We start from the raw sequence: 17,823 nt of genomic DNA, 5'->3' as shown, positions 1-17,823 counted from the left end.
TGACACCCCTCCGTCGCGCTGCGCGCGCCACCTCCCCTTCCAGGGGAGGATTTTACTGCCCGCGCCCCAGCCCCAGTATGGTTGCGGCGACCGGAACCCGCCGCCACAAGGGCGGTTGCCTTTCCCGTGTCCGCGAGCCCACCATGTTCCGCCTTCCCCGCAACGCCACCGCGCCCTTCTGCCCCTCCGAAGTCCGCGGCAGCGTGAGCGTGCCCGCGGGCCTGTCGCCGCTGGCCAAGCTGCTGCGCTATATGGGCCCGGGGCTGCTGGTCTCAGTCGGCTATATCGACCCGGGCAACTGGGCGACCGATATCGAGGCGGGCTCGCGCTATGGCTATGGCCTGTTGTTCGTCATCCTCGCCTCCAGCGCGGCGGCGATGGTGCTGCAGTCGCTGTGCGCGCGGCTGGGCATTGCGACGGGGCGCGACCTCGCCCGGCTGGTGCGCGACCGCTATTCGCCCGGCGTCGCGAAATTCCTCTGGGTTTTCGCCGAGCTTGCGATCATCGCCACCGATGTCGCCGAAGTGCTCGGCAGCGCGCTCGCCTTCCAGCTGCTGCTCGGCATTCCTCTGTGGATCGGGGTGCTGATCACCGCGGTCGACGTGGTGATCGTGCTCAGCCTCAAGGGCCAGGGCTTCCGGCAGATGGAGGCGATCATGCTCGGACTGGTCGGCACGGTGGCGGCCTGCTTCGTGGTGCAGCTGTTCCTCTCGCCGCCCGACGGTGCGGCGGTGCTGGCGGGGATGATCCCCGATCCTGCCCGCCTCGCCGACGCGCATGCGCTATACCTCGCGATCGGCATCCTCGGCGCGACGGTGATGCCGCACAATCTCTATCTGCACAGCTCGGTAGTACAGACCCGCGTCTCCGGCAGCGACGAACCTGCCAAGCGGGAGGCGGTGCGCTATGCGCAATTCGACATTATCGCAGCATTGCTCGCCGCCACCTTCGTCAACGCGGCGATCCTGATCGTCGCGGCCTCCGCCTTCCACGCCAACGGCAATACCGGCGTGCGCGAGATTGAGGATGCCTATCGCCTCCTCGCGCCCGCCACCGGCGCCGCGATTGCCGCGCCGCTGTTCGGCATCGCGCTGCTCGCTTCGGGGCAGAGCGCGACCTTCACCGGCACCATCGCGGGCCAGGTGATTCTGGAGGGGTTCCTCGACCTCAAGATCCCCTGCTGGGTCCGCAGGCTGATTACCCGCGGACTGGCGCTGATCCCGGCGCTGGTCGGCGTGCTGCTGCTCGGCGACGGCGCGGTGGGGCGGCTGCTGGTGCTGACGCAGGTGGTGCTCTCCGCCGGGCTGCCCTTCGCGATGGCGCCGCTGCTGCTGCTCACCGCCGATCGCAGCCTGATGGGCCGCTTTGCCAGCCCGGTCTGGCTGCAGGCGATCGGCTGGCTGTTGTTCGCCGGCATCACCGGCGCCAATGTGTGGCTCGTTTCGAGCCTGTTCGCCTGATGCACGCCCGCTCGACGGGCCGTTCCGGCAGCGCTACAGAGCGCGCGTCATGAAACGTCCCCAGCTTTCCGTCGTCGTCCCCTGCTACAACGAAGAAGCATGTCTCGACATGCTCCACGGCCGCGTCAGCGCCGCCGCGCGCGCGGCGGTGGGCGAGTCGTACGAGATCGTCTTCGTCAACGACGGGTCGCGCGACCGTAGCTGGGAGGTAATGCAGCGCCTGTCCGCCGCGGACCCGCATCTTGTCGCGATCAACCTGTCGCGCAACCACGGTCACCAGCTCGCGCTCACCGCCGGTCTCGACCTCTGCGCCGGCGAGCAGATCCTGATCATCGACGCCGATCTCCAGGACCCGCCCGAATTGCTCACCGAAATGCGCGCCGCCATGGCCGCGCAGGGCGCCGACGTGGTCTATGCCGTGCGCCGCAAGCGCGAGGGCGAGAGCCTGTTCAAGAAGGCGACCGCCGCGATCTTCTACCGCATGCTCGATCGCATCACCGACACGCCGATCCCGCTCGACACCGGCGACTTCCGCCTGATGAGCCGGCGTGCGCTCGATGCGCTGCTGTCGCTGCCCGAACAGGCGCGCTTCATTCGCGGCATGGTCGCCTGGATCGGCTTCCGCCAGGTGCCCTTCGTCTATGATCGGCACGAGCGCCATGCCGGCGAGACCAAGTACCCGCTCGGCAAGATGATCCGCTTCGCGCTAGACGCCATCACCGGCTTCTCGACCGCACCATTGCGCTTCGCCAGCCATGTCGGGCTGCTGCTCACCGGCGCTTCGGTGCTGCTGATCCTGTACATTCTGATCGCCTGGGCGATGGGCCATGCGATCCAGGGCTGGACTTCGACCATGCTGGTCGTCGTGATCCTGGGCGCGGTGCAGATGTTCGTGCTGGGGATGATCGGCGAGTATCTCGGCCGGCTGTATGTCGAATCGAAACGGCGTCCGCTGTACCTGATCGCGGATGTCGCCGGGCCGGTGCAGGGCCATGCCTCGCTCGGCTATCGCCACCAGGATTCGGGTGCGATCAGCGTGTCCCCGCAGGCACGGCACAACGACGCGGCGGAGTAAGGAAAGATCCTCCCCCGATGCTGGGGACCGCCGCCGAAGGCGGTGGTGGAGGGGTGTCGCCGCTGAAGGGGCGTACGCCGCAAGAGCGTCGACACCCCTCCGTCGCGCTGCGCGCGCCACCTCCCCTTACAGGGGAGGATTGGATCGAATCACCCCTTCGGCTCGGCGATCACGATGATCGACAGCCCCGGCGGCATCGGCAGACGACCGAGCAGATGCCGCTCCAGCCCGAAGATCGTCTCGAACGCCTTGTTGAGCACGGCGGGCGGCGGCGAGTCGTCGCTGTCATCCTTGCCCATCAGCTTGCCGGCGAAGCGCGCCGCAACGGCGACCGGGAACAGCAGCGAGTTGAACCAGCGCAGCTTGCGCCACTTCAGGCCAGCCTTGTCCAGCGCGGCGAGCAGCGTGGCCTTGGAATAGCGGCGCTTGTGGTGGTTCACCACGTCGTGCGCGCTCCACATCCACTGGTGCGCAGGCACGGTGATCAGGATCTTGCCGCCGGGCTTGAGCACGCCGGCCATCGCCTTGAGCGCAGCGACATCGTCCTCGATATGCTCGACCACGTCGAGCACCGCGATCAGGTCGTAGCTGGCGGGCGCCACCCCGGTCAGCTCGGGCAGCGGCGACGAGCCCACCGGCTTGCCGAGCCTTTCGCTGGCGATTTCGCGGGCGGCGGGATCGATCTCGATCGCGTCGACCTCGCCGAACGCGCCGAGCATCGGCAGATTATGCCCGGTGCCGCAGCCGATCTCGAGGATCCTGGCGTCCTTGGGAACCGCGCCATAGCGGGCAAGATAGTCGGCCAGGATGTCGCGGCGGGCGCGATACCACCAATGGGTGGAGTCATGCGCCGCCATGCGGTCGTAAACGATACGGTCCATTCAGCCGAAAACCCACAGACGATTGAGTGCGAAAGTCGCGAAAGGCGTGACGAGCACCGCCGGCACCAGCGGCCACCAGGTCGGCCCATGCACCCAGGGGCCGGTCAGCAGCCAGGTGAAGCCGGCGTTGAGCAGCATGCCCGTCGCCTGCACGACAAAGAACTTCAGCTTCAGCGACGCGTTCTCCTCGGCGCCGTGGCCCTGGAAGCTCCAGCGGCTGTGCATGAAATAGCCGAAGATCACCGCCACGAAGAAGCCCGCCACCGAGGCAACCACCGGGTTGATGACATAGGTGGCCAGCGGCCAGTAGACGGCGGCATAGACCACCGTCGAAAGCCCGCCGACGATCACGAATCGGATCAACTGGCCCAGCACCCCGCTGGCCCGCAATGCCTCAACGCGTTGCAATACTGCCGTCATCTCGCTTGCCCTCCGACCGGCGCTCGCCCTAATGCGCTGCAGCATCCGAGGAAAGCGATTTTGACGCCCAACATCCAGCGGCTTTTCCGCCTTCGAGACGAAATCGACCGGCACTGGCTCCTTTGGACGCTCGTCGCCTGGGCGTGCGTGACGGTGTGGTTCGTCACCCAGCGCCAGGGCAACATCTATTGGCTGACGCTGGGCGACACCGACGACAATATGCGGCTGATGCAGGTCCGCGCGCTGCTGGCGGGCCAGGGCTGGTACGATCTGCGCCAGTACCGGATGGATCCGGCGCTGGGTGGATTCGACATCCACTGGTCGCGGATCGTCGACCTGCCGATTGCGGGGCTGATCCTGCTGCTCAAGCCCTTTGTCGGCATGGCCACGGCGGAAAAATGGGCGTGCGGGCTCGCGCCGCTGCTGCCGCTATCGATCACGATGACCGGGCTTGCGCTGACCGTGCGCCGGCTCGTCTCGCCCCTCGCCTGGCCGATCGCAGTGATCCTGCTGGTGACCGCCTGCACCACGACGCTGCCGATCTACGCGCCGCTGCGCATCGACCATCATGGCTGGCAGCTTGCCGCGCTGGCAATGACCGTCGCCGGAATCGCCGATCCCCGCGGCGCGCGCGGCGGTGCGACGGTCGGGCTGGCCAGCGCCTTCTCGCTCTCCATCGGGCTGGAGCTGCTCCCCTTCTGCGCGATGGCGGGGGCCATCCTCGCGCTGCGCTGGGTGTGGGACGCGGCCGAGCGGCCCCGGCTGATGGTCTATGGCCTTACGCTTGGCGGCGGCTCGGCGATCGGCTTCGCGGCCTTCGCCTCCTATGCCAACCAGGCGATGCGCTGCGACGCGTTGACCCCGGTGTGGCTGAGCGTGCTGGTCGCGGCGGGCGCGCTGCTGGTGGCGCTGACGCTGGCCAACCCCGCCTCGCGCTGGGTGCGGCTGGCGCTGGCCGTGGTTGCCGGCGGGCTGATCGTCGCGGGCTTCGTCCATTTCTTCCCGCAATGCCTGGGCCGCCCCGAGCAGGTCTCGGACGAGCTCTACAAGACCTGGCTGTCGAATGTCCGCGAGGCGCGGCCGATCTATCGCCACCCGGCGGACGTCGCCGTTCCGGTCGCGATCGTCGCAGCGCTGGGCCTGCTGGGGGCCCTGCTAGCGGTGTGGACCGCGCGCCGCAGTCCCAAGCTGGTCGGCTGGGTGGCGGTGGCGCTCTTCACCGCCTTCGCCGCCGCGATGCTGCTGTGGCAGATGCGCGCGGCGCCGGGCGCACAGCTGCTCGCGGTGCCGGGCATTACCGCGTTGATCTGGATCCTGGTGCCGCTGCTCGTCCGGCGCGGGCCGCTCTGGATGCGGATCGCCGTGGCGGTGCTGGCTTTTGTCGGCGTCGGCGTGGCCTCGAGCGGGGTGAAAATGCCCTGGGCGAACAAGACCGCGTCCAAGCCTGGCAGCGACAAGGTGCGCCAGGCCAACATCGCCTGCACCCGCACCTCGCAGCTGCGCACGCTGGACGCAATCCACGCCGCGACGATGTTCACCCAGGTCGATCTCGGGCCGCGGCTGATCGTGGTGACGCACCACAATGCGGTCGCCGGTCCTTATCACCGCAACGGCCAGGCGATCCTCGACGTCCACCACGCCTTTACCGGCACGGCGGACGGCTTCCGGCCCATCGCCGCGCGCCACAAGGCGGCGTATCTGCTGCTCTGCCCGAACATGGCGGAGACGACCGTGTACCGTTCGCACAACCCGGGCGGCTTCTACGCGCAGCTCGCCAAGGGGCAGGTGCCGGACTGGCTGGAGCCGGTGGCGCTTCCCGACGGCTCACCCTACAAGCTGTGGAAGATCCGCTACCAGGGGCAGTGACCCAGCGCCCGGATGGACGAAAGGGGCATGGCGGGGCTACAGCAGCCGCCATGCCCGCAACCCCCGCCTGGCCGCCGCAATCCGCCCCTCGCCTGTTCGTCGAAGGTCCACTCGAACCCGGCCTGCGCCGCATCGACGGCCCGCAGGCGCATTATCTGGGATCGGTGATGCGGCTGAAGCCGGGCGAGGCGGTGAAGCTGTTCGACGGCACGAGCGGCGAATGGCTCGGCATCGCCCGCGACGTCGGCAAGCGCGACCTGACGCTGGAAATCACCGAGCAGCTCCGCCCGCACGAGCCGGTGCCGGACCTGTGGCTCTGCGCCGCGCCGATCAAGAAGGGCCGGATCGACTGGGTGGCCGAAAAAGCGTGTGAATTGGGCGTCGCCCGGCTCGTGCCGGTGCTCACCCGCCGCACGGTCATCGACCGGCTCAACCTCGATCGCCTGCGCAGCCACATGATCGAAGCCGCCGAGCAATGCGGCCGCACCGCCCTGCCCGAGCTGGTCGAGCCGGTGAAGCTGCCCGCCCTGCTCCGCGACTGGCCGGCGGATCGCGCCCTCTTCTTCGCCGACGAGACTGGCGGCGTGCCCGCGCTGGAGGCGATGCGCGCGCATCCCAGCCCCGCCGCGATCCTCGTCGGCCCCGAGGGCGGGTTCGATGCCGAGGAACGCGAATTGATCCGCGCCGTTCCGCAAGCCATCGGCATCGCGCTCGGCCCCCGCATCCTGCGCGCCGAGACCGCGGCGGCGGCGGCGGTGAGCTTGTGGATGGGGGCCGCCGGCGACTGGTAAACCGACCGGTACAAAAATCCGCTGGCGTCGTTTCGCCGGCATCGCTAAGGGCGCGAAAATGAGCACCAAGACCGTTTCGACCAAGACCGCGGCGGTCATCGAGGATCGCGCCCAGCTGGTGGAATATTTCGCCAAGGGCGAGAAGCCGGCCGAGCGCTGGCGCATCGGCACCGAGCATGAGAAGTTCGTCTACTGGATGGACGGCAGCCACCGTGCGCCCAGCTATGAAGAGCGCGGCGGCATCCATGCGCTGCTGATCGGCCTCACCGAATTCGGCTGGAAGCCGATCTATGAGGGCGAGCATGTCATCGCCCTGTCCGGCCCCGACGGCGCGATCAGCCTCGAGCCGGCCGGCCAATTCGAGCTCTCCGGCGCGCCGCTGGAAAACCTGCACGACACCTGCGCCGAAACCGGCCGTCACCTCAAGCAGGTGAAGGCCGTGGGCGACCGCTTGGGCATCGGCTTCCTCGGCATGGGCATGTGGCCGGACAAGACCCGCGCCGAGCTGCCGGTCATGCCCAAGGGCCGCTACGAGATCATGCTGCGCCACATGCCGCGCGTCGGCTCGATGGGGCTCGACATGATGCTGCGCACCTGCACGATCCAGGTGAACCTGGATTATGCCAGCGAAGCCGACATGGCGAAGAAGTTCCGCGTCGGCCTGGCGCTGCAGCCGCTGGCGACCGCCTTGTTCGCCAACTCGCCCTTCACCGAGGGCAAGCCCAACGGCTATCTCTCCTATCGCAGCCATATCTGGTCGGACACCGATCCGGCGCGCACGGGCATGCTGCCCTTCGTGTTCGAGGACGGCTTCGGCTATGAGCGCTATGCCGATTACGCGCTCGATGTGCCGATGTACTTCGTCTACCGCGACGGCAAATATATCGACGCGGCGGGGCTCAGCTTCCGCGACTTCCTGAAGGGCGAGCTGTCGGTCCTCCCCGGCGAGCTGCCGACGATGGACGACTGGGCTGACCATCTCTCCACCGCCTTCCCCGAAGTGCGGATGAAGCAGTTCCTCGAGATGCGCGGCGCCGATGGCGGCCGCTGGGGCCGCATTTGCGCGCTGCCGGCCTTGTGGGTGGGCCTGCTCTACGACCAAGGTGCGCTGGATGCCGCCTGGGACCTGGTGAAGGGCTGGTCGATGGAAGGCCGCGAGGCGCTGCGCAGCGCGGTGCCGGAGCTGGCGCTGGATGCACCGTTGCCGGGCGGCGGCAAGCTGGCGGACATTGCCGGTGAAGTGCTGGAAATCGCCGGCGCGGGCCTCAAGGCGCGCGCGCGGCTGAACGGCTCGGGCGACAACGAGTCCGGCTTCCTCGATCCGCTGCGCGAGATCGTGCGCACCGGCAAGGTGCCGGCGCAGGTGCTGCTCGATCGCTACCATGGCGACTGGCAGGGGGATATCACGCGGGTCTATGGCGAGGCGAAGTTCTGAAGGCGGCCCCGAAAGCTATCTGGCCTTCCTGACGCGGAAGGTCGAGCTCGCGCGAGAGTCCATTCGGCGCGGCGAAGGCGCTTGCAACGAGGCGGTGGAAGCTGATTTCGCCGCCCGTCGAGCGCGCGCAAGACTATCAGCAATCAAGTAAGTACTGTGGCACGCGCTCCAGATGATGATCTTGATTGGGACGAGATTGTCGCCGCAATGCGAGAAGCTCGCCGCCAAAGCCGAGGGTATGCCACCTCTTGGGAATGGGCTCCGAATCCAAAGCTGGTCGAGCTTGGGGTAACCAAAGCCTTAGCCGAATATCTCGCTAGCACTGAAGATTTGTCCTGGACGTCGCTGGAAGCCATCTCGGATGATCCACCTGACGCTTTACTCGTCTCTTCAAGGGGCTTGCGCGTGGGCGTTGAAGTCACGGAGATCGTAGACCCGAAGTTCGTCGCGTGGCACCGACACAAAAAGAAACTTGGGCTGAGTTACCCGTACCACTGGGCGCCTTGGGATGAAGATCGACTTCGCAAAAGCGTGGAGCGAAGTATCCTCACAAAAGATGAGAAGCTGTCGGAGCGCCACCACCTATTCGATCAGACCTTCGTCGCCCTCTTCACAGCCGAACCAGCCATTGACCTAACGCTAGCTCGCGCAGCCATTCAAAATCTCATGATCGACGTCAATTACATCGACCGTGCATACCTAATCCTCAGCTACGATCCAAGCGTCGACAAGCGCGAGTTCCCGCAGGGAATAGCGGCGTTGCGGATTTCGCTGCAACGAGACTGATTCCACGAAGGCTGCACCCCCTCCTTCGCGGGGAGGGGGTGAGGCATAAGCTGAGGGGAGCAACTGCGGTGTACTCCCCTCTAATCCTCAAACCGTCGGCTTGCCATCCACGCGCGCCGGCACGCCGGCACCGTCGCGCAGGTCTGCCGGGAGCAAAGCTTCCGGCAGGTCCTGGTACGACACCGGGCGCAGATAGCGGTCGATCGCCAGCGTGCCCACCGAGGTGCTGCGGCCGTCCGAGGTCGACGGGAACGGACCGCCATGCACCATCGCGTCGGTCACTTCCACGCCGGTCGGCCAGCCATTGGCGAGGATGCGGCCGGCCAGACGCTCCAGCGACGGCAGCAGCTCCTGCGCGATGGCGATGTCGGCATCGTCCATGTGCAGCGTCGTGGTCAGCTGACCTTCGATCAGCGACACCACCTGCTTCAGTTCCTCGACACTGGCGCAGCGCACCAGCAGCGAAGTCGCGCCGAAGATTTCCTCGGCATGGCTGGGATCGGCGATGAAGTCCGAGCCCTTCATCGTGAACAGCGCCGCGCGGCCACAGGTCGGACCCTGGGCTTCGACGCCCTGGGCGAGCTGCTGCACGGTCGCAACGCCCGAGAGCTTGGCGACGCCGCTCTCATAGGCCTTGTGGATGTTGGGCGTCAGCATCACCTGCGCCGGCGCGCCGAGCATTGCTTCGCTCGCAGCGGCGAGGAAACGCTCGAGCGCCGGGCCTTCCAACGCCAGCACGAGACCCGGATTGGTGCAGAACTGGCCAGCGCCCATCGTCACCGAGGCGACATAGCCCTTGCCCAGCGCCTCGGCGCGCGCTTCCAGCGCCGCCGGCAGCAGGAAGACGGGGTTGATGCTGCTCATCTCGGCATAGACGGGGATCGGCACCGGGCGGCTCTGTGCGATGCGGACCAGCGCCAGGCCACCGCCGCGTGAGCCGGTAAAGCCCACCGCGGTGATGCGCGGATCGCGGACCAGCGCCTCGCCCAGCTCGTTGGCGGTACCGGCGACCATCGAGAACACGCCTGCCGGCATGCCGGTCTTCTCCGCCGCGCGGGTGATCGCGCTGGCGACCAGCTCGGCCGTGCCTGGATGCGCCGGGTGGCCCTTCACCACCACCGGGCAGCCGGCGGCGAGTGCCGAGGCGGTGTCGCCGCCTGCGGTCGAGAAGGCGAGCGGGAAGTTCGATGCGCCGAACACCGCGACCGGGCCCAGAGGCACCATGCGCAGACGCAGGTCCGGCTTGGGCAGCGGTGCGCGATCGGGGATCGCATGGTCGATGCGGACGCGCAGATAATCGCCCAGGCGCAGCTCCTTGGCGAACAGGCGCAGCTGGCCGGCGGTGCGGCCGCGCTCGCCCTGGAGGCGCGCCTGCGGCAGGCCGCTTTCCTGCATCGCGCGCTCGACCAGCTCGTCGCCCAGCGCCTCGATCTCCTCGGCGATCGCTTCGAGGAACTTGGCGCGTTCTTCGCGCGACAGGCTGGAATAGGGCAGGAACGCGGCTTCGGCTGCGGCGCACGCGGCGTCGACATCTTCCAGCGTCGCGGTGCTGAAGCTGGGCTCGATCTCGCTGCCGGTCGCGGCGGCGACAGCGCGGAAGCCGGCGTCGCGGGCGACGCGCTTCGATGCGATGAACAATTCTCCGGTCAGCGCCATGGCGAAATCTCTCCGATTGGGTCGTGAAGTTAGCGGTAACAGTCGTGGCGGGAGGTAGGCGCTGCTGGCGCCCGACGCAACCGCTCGGGCATCCCATGCCGATAGCCCGGGCAGGAAATCAAGCGAATGCCGCCCGTCCGCGACGCGAATAGTCGGGGCAGATCGATCGCCCAACCTAAATTATACGATCCGCGGATATTTCAAACCTTTGCGCAGTTGGGCCCGAACGAACCTTGGAGGCGATGCGGATGGCGACGGCAATGGCACGAAATCGCGCCGCCGATAGGAGCGAGGATCGCACTCGCGCCACCCGCGCGCTCCAGGCGCTCAACTTCTTCATGGCGGACATGCAGGCAGGCATCGGCCCGTTTCTGGGCGTCTTCCTGCAGCAACGCGGCTGGACCGCGGGGCCCATCGGCACCGTGATGACCGCGGGCGGGATCGCCGGCATGGCGATGACCGTGCCCGCGGGCGCCTTTATCGATCATACCGAAAAGAAACGACTCGTCGTGATCGTCACCGGCATCTGTACGGTGCTTGCCTCGTTCCTGATCCTGCTCTCGCAGGCAGGCTGGGTAGTGACGGTGAGCCAGGTGGCCACCGCCATCGCAGGTGCCGCCATCGGCCCGGCAGTGGCGGGCATGACGCTGGGCGTCGTCCGCCAAGCCGGTTTCAATGCCCAGAACGGCCGCAACCAGGCATGGAACCATGCCGGCAACATGGTCGGCGCGGGGCTCTCTGGCTGGCTCGGCTGGAAGTTCGGCATGCCGGCGATCTTCTATCTTGCCGCGCTGTTTGGGGTGCTGGCGATCACCTGCGTGCTGCTCATCCCGGAACGCGCGATCGACCATGCCGCCGCGCGCGGCCTGGAGGCCAAGGAGGATGCGAAGGAGGAAAGTCAGGCCGAGGGCTTTGCCGCCCTGTTCCGGACCAAGCCACTGCTGATCCTTGCCGCGGCACTCGCCTGCTTCCACCTCGGCAACGGTGCGATGCTGCCGCTTTACGGACTGGCCGTGGTGGGTGCCGGCAAGGGTGACGCGGCGCTGTTCACCGCCACGACGGTAGTGGTGGCGCAGGCGGTGATGATCCTTGCCTCGCTGATCGCGATGCGGCTTGCGGCCGGCCGAGGCTATTGGCTGGTCCTGCTGGTGTCGTTCGCTGCGCTGCCGCTGCGCGGGGCGTTGGCCGGCACGTTCATCGAGCATTGGGGCGTCTGGCCGGTGCAGGCCCTCGACGGCATCGGGGCCGGGCTGCAGAGCGTGGCGGTCCCCGGGCTCGTCGCCTGCATGCTCGACGGCACCGGTCGGGTGAATGTGGGCCAGGGTGCGGTGATGACGGTGCAGGGCGTCGGCGCGTCGCTGAGTCCGGCGATCGGCGGCTGGCTGGCGCAGGCGATCGGCTATCGCCTGGCCTTCTATATCCTCGGCAGCTTCGCGCTGATCAGCCTGGCGCTGTGGATCGGCTTCGCCGCAACCCTCCGGCCCGCCTGCGCGGGTGCACAACCTGACCAGGACCAATGAGCCCGGCGACGCTCGCTACTTGGGCCATCTGCATCGCCGCGACAGCGGGGGTGATCGGCCGCCCGTTTCGTTGGCCCGAGGCGGTCTGGGCCGTCAGCGGCGCGCTGCTGCTCCTGCTGCTCGGGCTGATGCCGATCGGCGCCGCAGCAGCCGCGGTGGGCAAGGGGCTCGACGTCTATCTGTTCCTGATCGGCATGATGCTGCTCAGCGAAACCGCGCGGGAGCAGGGGCTGTTCGACTGGGTCGCCGCCACCGCCGCCGCGCATGCCCGCGGCTCGACGCCGCGTCTGTTCGGGCTCGTGTATCTGACGGGTATCGTCACCACGACCTTCCTGTCGAACGATGCCACCGCGGTGGTGCTCACCCCCGCCGTCTATGCCGCCGCGCGCAAGGCCAAGGCCGATCCGCTGCCGATGCTGTTCGCCTGCGCACTGATCGCCAACGCCGCCAGCTTCGTGCTGCCGATCTCCAATCCGGCCAATCTGGTGCTGTACGGGGGCACGATGCCGCCGCTCGGGCAATGGTTCGGTTCGTTCGCCCTCCCCTCGATCGCCGCCATCGCCGTGACCTTCTTCGCATTGCGTTGGGCGGAGCGGGCGCGGCTGTCGGGCAGTTGCGAAACGGACATCGCCCGCGCGCCGCTGTCGGGCGGGGGCAAGGCGGCGCTGGCGGGTATTGCCGCCACGGCCTTGCTGCTGCTCGCCATGTCGGCACTCGACCGGCCACTGGGCCTGCCGACCTGCGTCGCAGGACTGGCAACGACCTTGCTCGTCTGCGCGCTCGCCAGGCGCTCGCCGATTACCCTGGCAAGCTCAGTTTCGTGGAGCGTGCTGCCGCTCGTTGCGGGGCTGTTCGTGCTGGTCGAGGCGCTCGACCGGACCGGTGTGATCGCTATGGTTGCGGACGCCTTGCGCGCCGCTGCCGGCGATCCCGCGCGCGGCGCCGCCACGGCCGGCACCGTGCTCGCCTTCGCCTCGAACCTGATGAACAACCTGCCGGCGGGCCTGATCGCCAGCGAAGCGGTGGCACAGGCGCACCCGCCGCGGCTGATCGTCGACGCGCTGCTGATCGGCGTGGACCTCGGCCCCAATCTGTCGATCACGGGCAGCCTGGCGACGATCCTGTGGCTCCAGGCGATCCGGCGTGAAGGCGAGGACGTCGGCTTCTGGCGATTCCTGAAGGTCGGCGCGGTGACGATGGTGCCAGCGCTCATCGCGGCGCTCGGCGCGCGGCTGCTGCTCGGCTGAGCGCAGTGGCGGAGACGGAGGGATTCGAACCCTCGGTACCAGTAATCCCGGTACGGCGGTTTAGCAAACCGCTGGTTTCAGCCACTCACCCACGTCTCCGGATGCGCCGAGGTCGAGCCCTATAACGAGCCCTTCGCCCGCAATCAACGGGGATAACCACATGAACGTGAAATCGAGTCGATCGGGCGCCCATTCATTGCCGCGACAGCCCCACGCGCCTAGGATCACGCCCGCAAGAGCAGCAGGGTTCGGGAAATTTTGATGATGCGATCGGGTTGGTTCACGCTTCTGGCAGTTGCCGTCACCGGGCTGGGGAGCATGCCTGCCGCCGCCCAGATGACGACGATCGACCCCAATACCGCGATCGATTCGGACCTCAAATCGTCACCGCCGCAGCAAAGTGCGCCGCCGCCCGCGAGCACGCAGATGCAGGAATCCTATCCCCCGGCGGACACCGCACCACCGCCGGCCGACAGCAGCCCGCCGCCCGTGCAGCCGGCACCCTCCAGCCCCGCCGCCGCGGACCCGTCGGCGACCACCGCGCGTCAGGCGGCCACCGACACGTTCGAGAAGGACGATCTGCTCGCCGCGGCCGAGGGCACGTTCGGCAAGGGCGCCTCGGGCCTTGCCAAGCTGCTCGAGGACATTCTGAAGGACCAGGGCAAGCCCAACGCCTACATCGCCGGCAGCGAAGCCTCGGGCGCGATCGGCGTCGGCCTGCGCTACGGCAAGGGCGAGATGTTCCACAAGGTGGAGGGGCAGCGCCCGATCTACTGGACCGGCCCGTCGATCGGCTTCGACCTGGGCGGCGACGCCAACAAGGTGTTCGTGCTGGTCTACAACCTCTATGACAGCCAGGAAATCTACAAGCGCTTCCCGCAGGGCGAGGGCCATGCCTATTTCGTCGGCGGCTTCTCGGCGTCGTATCTGCGGCGCGGCGACGTGGTGCTGATCCCGGTGCGGCTGGGCGTGGGCTGGCGGCTGGGCGTCAACGCCGGCTACATGAAGTTCAGCGAAAAGCAGCGCTGGCTGCCCTTCTGATCGGAAGCAGGGCGGGGCCGCACGCGCAGCCCCGCCCCTGCCCTCAACCGAATTCGACCGCCTCGAACTTCACCGGCTCGCCGATCGCCTGGTTGGCAAGCTGGCCCTCCCACATCACCCGGTTGCCGCGAATGATGGTGCCGACCGGGCGGCCGGTCAGTTCCATCCCCGTAAAGGGCGACCAACCGCAGCGCGAGGCGAGCCACGCCTCGTCCACCGTCCAGCGCGACTTGAGGTCGACCACGGTGAAGTCGGCATCATAGCCCGGCACGATGCGGCCCTTGCCCACCAGCCCGAAGATGCGCTGCGGCCCCGCGCTGGTCAGGTCGATCAGCCGCTGCAGCGTCAGCCGCCCTTCCGCGACATGGTTGAGCATCAGCGGCAGCAGCGTCTGGACGCCGGGCATGCCGCTGGGGCTGTCCGGATAGGGCTTGGCCTTCTCCCCGGCGGTGTGCGGCGCATGGTCCGACCCGAGCACGTCGGGCACGCCCTGGCGCAGCCAGTGCCACAGCCCGTCGCGATGCGCCCCCGAGCGGATCGGCGGGTTCATCTGCGCATAGGTGCCGATCGTCGGATAGGCCTCCTCCCCCGCCAGCGTGAGGTGCTGCGGGGTGACTTCGCAGGTGGCGATGTCCTTGTTCTGGCCGAGCAGCTCGAGCTCGGCCGGCGTGGTCACGTGGAGGACGTGGATCCGCCGCCGCGCCGCGCGGGCCAGCCGCAGGATACGCCGGGTGGCGAGGATCGCGCTCTCGTCATCGCGCCACACGGGATGCGACGCGGGATCGCCGGGCACGCGCTCACCCAGCCGCTCCTGCATGCGGAACTCGTCCTCGGCATGGATCGCCACGCGGCGATGGCCCGAGGCGAGTACCCGCGCGAGATTGGCATCGTCGGAGACCAGCAGATCGCCGGTCGAGGCGCCCATGAAGATCTTCACGCCCGCAGTGCCCGGGAGCCGCTCCAGCTCGGCGAGGTGCTCGGCGTTGTTGTTGGTCGCGCCGACATAGAAGGCATGATCGCACCACATGCGGTGGTGCGCGCGGGCCAGCTTGTCGGCCACCGCCGCCTCGCTGTCGGTATTGGGCTTGGTGTTCGGCATCTCGAACACCGCGGTCACCCCGCCCAGCACCGCCGAGCGGCTGCCGCTTTCCAGGTCTTCCTTGTACTCGAGCCCCGGCTCGCGGAAATGGACCTGGCTGTCGATCACGCCGGGCAACACGTCGAGGCCGGTGCAGTCGATCGTCTCGCCCGCATCGCCCACCGCGCCGATCGCGACGATCTTGCCGCCGGAAACGCCGACATCGACCTCCGCCGGTCCGCTCGGGAGATGCACGCGGCCGCCGCGCAGCTTGAGTTCGACATTCGCCATGGCTTGCCTCTTTCGTCAGCGTTTGCCGCGTCCTACCTGTTCGGCATGGACGATACCAGCACCTGGCTCGACGATCGCGCGCTCCTGCGCCTCTCCGGCGACGATGTTCGCGGCTTTCTGCAGGGGTTGCTGCCGCAGGACCTGGCCAGCGTCACGCCGCAGACGCCGCAATGGGCCGGGCTGCTCACGCCACAGGGCAAGGCATTGTTCGATTTCCTCCTCTGGGCGGACGGTGACGCGATCCTGATCGATTGCGAAGCCAGCGCACGCGACGCCGTCGCGCGGCGTCTGACCATGTACCGCCTGCGCCGCACAATCACGATTGAGCCGGTCGAGACGGGCGTGCACTGGTCCCCCTCACCGCGCCCCGGAGCAGTCCCTGACCCGCGGCTGGCGGATCTCGGCCACCGCTGGCTCGGCGATGCGGCGGGTGGAAGCGCGGCAGGAGCGTGGCGGGCGCATCGCCTGTCGCTGGGCGTCGCCGAAGGCATGGACGAGCTGGGCAGCGACAAGACGCTGTGGCTCGAATGCAACGCGCAGGAGCTGCGAGGCGTCAGCTACACCAAGGGCTGCTATATCGGTCAGGAGAACACCGCGCGGATGCACTATCGCGCCAAGGTCAACCGCCGGCTGGTCGTGGCGCCGCTCGCCGCACCGGGCGATCGCACCCGTGCGATCTACCCGGAGCTGGGCAAGATGGTCGAACTGCGCAGGGTGGAGGCGCTGGGGGACGCGCTGGTGCCGGAATGGCTTGCGGCGGCGCTGGCCGCCGAAGCATGAGCCGACACCAATCCGGCCCTTGCTAGGCCGTCGCAGATGAAGCCGGGATAGCACCAGCCAGGAAGCCACCGTCCTTCTGGCGAAGGCGGGAATCCATTTGCCAGGACGCTGGCAGAAAGAACGGGGGCTTCAGCGCCAAGGGATCCCCGCCTTCGCGGGTATGACGCCATATTCCGGTGGCGTGCGACAGCCCTGCCGCTTGCGGCAGCCACCGCTGATATTTAGCCCGCAAAAAGAAAGGGAGACCGGTTGCCCGGCCTCCCCTCTTTTTACGTCCATCCCTTGCGGGAAGGCGGCAATTACATGCCCGAACCCGGACCGTACGTGATTTCCACGCGACGGTTCTGGAGCTCGCGAACGCCATCGGCGGTCGGAACGCGCGGGTTGCTCTCGCCGAAGCCCTGGGCCTGCATGGCGGCGTCGGGGATACCCTTACCACCCATGTAGCTGCGGACCGTGTCGGCGCGACGCTGCGACAGACCAACGTTGTAGCTCGCCGAGCCCGAACGGTCGGTGTAGCCGGCGATGACAACCTTGGTGTTGCTGCAATCGGCGTAGTTGCTGATCGCATTGTCCAGGATGCTCGCTGCTTCCGGCGTGATGTCCGACTTGTTCCAGTCGAAGAACACGATGTACGGCCCAGGCGTGCAGACCTTGGCTTCCGGAGCCGGCGGCGGCGGCGGCGGCGGCGGAGTCTCAGCGACCGGAGCCGGCGGCGGCGGCGGCGGCGGAGCGACGGGCTCTTCCGGCGCACCGAAGTTGTAGGTCAGGCCGACGAGCAGGCTGTGCGAACGATAGCGACCCTTCCACTGGTTGCCACCGAGATCAACCATCTTGACGTCGGGTGCGTTGAAGAAGCGATACTTCAGCGACACGTCGACATTCTTGTTGATCGGCGCACGAACGCCAGCGAGCGCCTGCCATGCGAAGACGGTGTCCGAGTCGTTGAGGACATCGGCTGCACCAGCGACGCGCAGACGGTTCTTCACGCGGGCAACACCCGCACCACCGCCGACGAAGCCCTGCAGGCCGTTGTCGTCACCGAAGTCGAGCAGGCCGTTGACCATGAAGGACAGCGCCGACGTGCTGCCGCTGGCGTCCTCATAGTTGCCAGCTGCCGTGGTGCCCGCTGCGCCGTTGGCGAACAGGATCGCCGTCGGAACTGCGGTACGTGCGCTGTCGACGCGCGAGCGACGATAGCTCACTTCGGCTTCCGCACGGAACGGACCGAAGTCATACCCGATTTCACCACCAACGTCGTAACCGACATGGTTGTTCTGCGTCACAACATCCTTGCTGGCGCCAACGTCGAAGTGAATGTCCTCGACGAGCATCGCGCCACCTTCAACACCCACATACCACGCGTCGTCGCGGGCAAAGGCGGGCGTGCTGAGCGCGGTCGTGGCGAGCGCCAAAGTGACGGCAAGCTTCCGCATCATAATCCCCTTTCATGGTCGTCCTAACGGACAGGCCAAACTCACTACTCAAACCAAAGT

Annotated in this window: 15 protein-coding genes and 1 tRNA gene; 10 read left to right on the top strand and 6 right to left on the bottom strand. The window is 67.7% G+C overall.

Annotated features, from left to right (window positions below):
* Positions 1-143 precede the first annotated feature (143 nt).
* Together RT655_RS18180 and RT655_RS18175 are read left to right on the top strand one after the other, a co-directional pair.
* The gene (locus tag RT655_RS18180) at positions 144-1,460 is read left to right on the top strand and encodes an Nramp family divalent metal transporter (RefSeq protein ID WP_313539627.1); all 1,317 of its coding nucleotides are present in this window, start codon (positions 144-146) and stop codon (positions 1,458-1,460) included.
* 49 nt (positions 1,461-1,509) lie between these two features.
* Positions 1,510-2,535: a glycosyltransferase family 2 protein gene (locus tag RT655_RS18175; RefSeq protein ID WP_313539624.1), complete on the top strand. Its 1,026-nt coding sequence runs from the start codon at positions 1,510-1,512 to the stop codon at positions 2,533-2,535.
* A 149-nt stretch (positions 2,536-2,684) separates the two neighbouring features.
* On the opposite strand, the gene RT655_RS18170 is transcribed toward RT655_RS18175, so the two are convergent.
* Both RT655_RS18170 and RT655_RS18165 read right to left on the bottom strand, forming a co-directional pair.
* Positions 2,685-3,416 carry a class I SAM-dependent methyltransferase gene (locus tag RT655_RS18170; protein WP_313539621.1) on the bottom strand — a complete coding sequence of 244 codons (732 nt, stop codon included), beginning with the start codon at positions 3,414-3,416 and terminating at the stop codon, positions 2,685-2,687.
* On the bottom strand, positions 3,417-3,836 hold the full coding sequence (locus tag RT655_RS18165; RefSeq protein WP_313539619.1) for a GtrA family protein: 420 nt from the start codon (positions 3,834-3,836) through the stop codon (positions 3,417-3,419). It lies immediately after the preceding gene.
* Positions 3,837-3,896: 60 nt separating this feature from the next.
* On the opposite strand from RT655_RS18165, the gene RT655_RS18160 reads away from it, so the two are divergent.
* The 4 genes from RT655_RS18160 to RT655_RS18145 all read left to right on the top strand — a co-directional run bounded on the left by RT655_RS18160 (position 3,897) and on the right by RT655_RS18145 (position 8,714).
* Entirely contained in the window at positions 3,897-5,702 is a 1,806-nt protein-coding gene (locus tag RT655_RS18160) for an AcrB/AcrD/AcrF family protein (RefSeq protein WP_313539616.1), read from the top strand.
* Positions 5,703-5,752: 50 nt separating this feature from the next.
* Entirely contained in the window at positions 5,753-6,493 is a 741-nt protein-coding gene (locus RT655_RS18155; protein ID WP_313539613.1) for a 16S rRNA (uracil(1498)-N(3))-methyltransferase, read from the top strand.
* A 58-nt stretch (positions 6,494-6,551) separates the two neighbouring features.
* Positions 6,552-7,928: a glutamate--cysteine ligase gene (locus RT655_RS18150; RefSeq protein ID WP_313539610.1), complete on the top strand. Its 1,377-nt coding sequence runs from the start codon at positions 6,552-6,554 to the stop codon at positions 7,926-7,928.
* A gap of 156 nt (positions 7,929-8,084) precedes the next feature.
* Entirely contained in the window at positions 8,085-8,714 is a 630-nt protein-coding gene (locus RT655_RS18145; RefSeq protein ID WP_313539608.1) for a hypothetical protein, read from the top strand.
* A gap of 87 nt (positions 8,715-8,801) precedes the next feature.
* On the opposite strand, the gene RT655_RS18140 is transcribed toward RT655_RS18145, so the two are convergent.
* Positions 8,802-10,370 carry an aldehyde dehydrogenase (NADP(+)) gene (locus tag RT655_RS18140; protein WP_313539605.1) on the bottom strand — a complete coding sequence of 523 codons (1,569 nt, stop codon included), beginning with the start codon at positions 10,368-10,370 and terminating at the stop codon, positions 8,802-8,804.
* A 260-nt stretch (positions 10,371-10,630) separates the two neighbouring features.
* On the opposite strand from RT655_RS18140, the gene RT655_RS18135 reads away from it, so the two are divergent.
* Positions 10,631-11,890, top strand: a complete 1,260-nt coding sequence (locus tag RT655_RS18135; protein ID WP_313539602.1) for an MFS transporter — start codon at positions 10,631-10,633, stop codon at positions 11,888-11,890.
* Positions 11,887-13,137: an arsenic transporter gene (locus RT655_RS18130; RefSeq protein WP_313539599.1), complete on the top strand. Its 1,251-nt coding sequence runs from the start codon at positions 11,887-11,889 to the stop codon at positions 13,135-13,137. Before RT655_RS18135 ends, RT655_RS18130 begins: the two co-directional genes overlap by 4 nt.
* 6 nt (positions 13,138-13,143) lie before the next feature.
* Here the strand turns inward: RT655_RS18130 and RT655_RS18125 are convergent.
* Positions 13,144-13,236 (bottom strand) — tRNA-Ser (locus RT655_RS18125).
* 162 nt (positions 13,237-13,398) lie between these two features.
* On the opposite strand from RT655_RS18125, the gene RT655_RS18120 reads away from it, so the two are divergent.
* Positions 13,399-14,178 (top strand): DUF1134 domain-containing protein, encoded by a 780-nt coding sequence (locus RT655_RS18120; protein ID WP_313539596.1) that lies wholly within the window; start codon positions 13,399-13,401, stop codon positions 14,176-14,178.
* 43 nt (positions 14,179-14,221) lie between these two features.
* Here RT655_RS18120 and RT655_RS18115 read toward each other — a convergent pair whose 3' ends face one another.
* Positions 14,222-15,547 (bottom strand): dihydroorotase, encoded by a 1,326-nt coding sequence (locus RT655_RS18115; protein ID WP_313539593.1) that lies wholly within the window; start codon positions 15,545-15,547, stop codon positions 14,222-14,224.
* A gap of 45 nt (positions 15,548-15,592) precedes the next feature.
* Between RT655_RS18115 and RT655_RS18110 the strand changes: the two genes are divergently transcribed.
* Positions 15,593-16,327, top strand: a complete 735-nt coding sequence (locus RT655_RS18110) for a folate-binding protein (protein WP_313539591.1) — start codon at positions 15,593-15,595, stop codon at positions 16,325-16,327.
* 299 nt (positions 16,328-16,626) lie between these two features.
* Here the strand turns inward: RT655_RS18110 and RT655_RS18105 are convergent, their stop codons facing one another.
* Positions 16,627-17,763, bottom strand: coding sequence for an OmpA family protein (locus RT655_RS18105; RefSeq protein ID WP_313539589.1), 1,137 nt, complete (start codon positions 17,761-17,763; stop codon positions 16,627-16,629).
* Positions 17,764-17,823: the final 60 nt, after the last annotated feature.

This window comes from Sphingomonas sp. (assembly GCF_032114135.1).
Classification (GTDB): domain Bacteria; phylum Pseudomonadota; class Alphaproteobacteria; order Sphingomonadales; family Sphingomonadaceae; genus Sphingomonas.
This window is presented reverse-complemented; position numbering and strand designations above follow the sequence as displayed.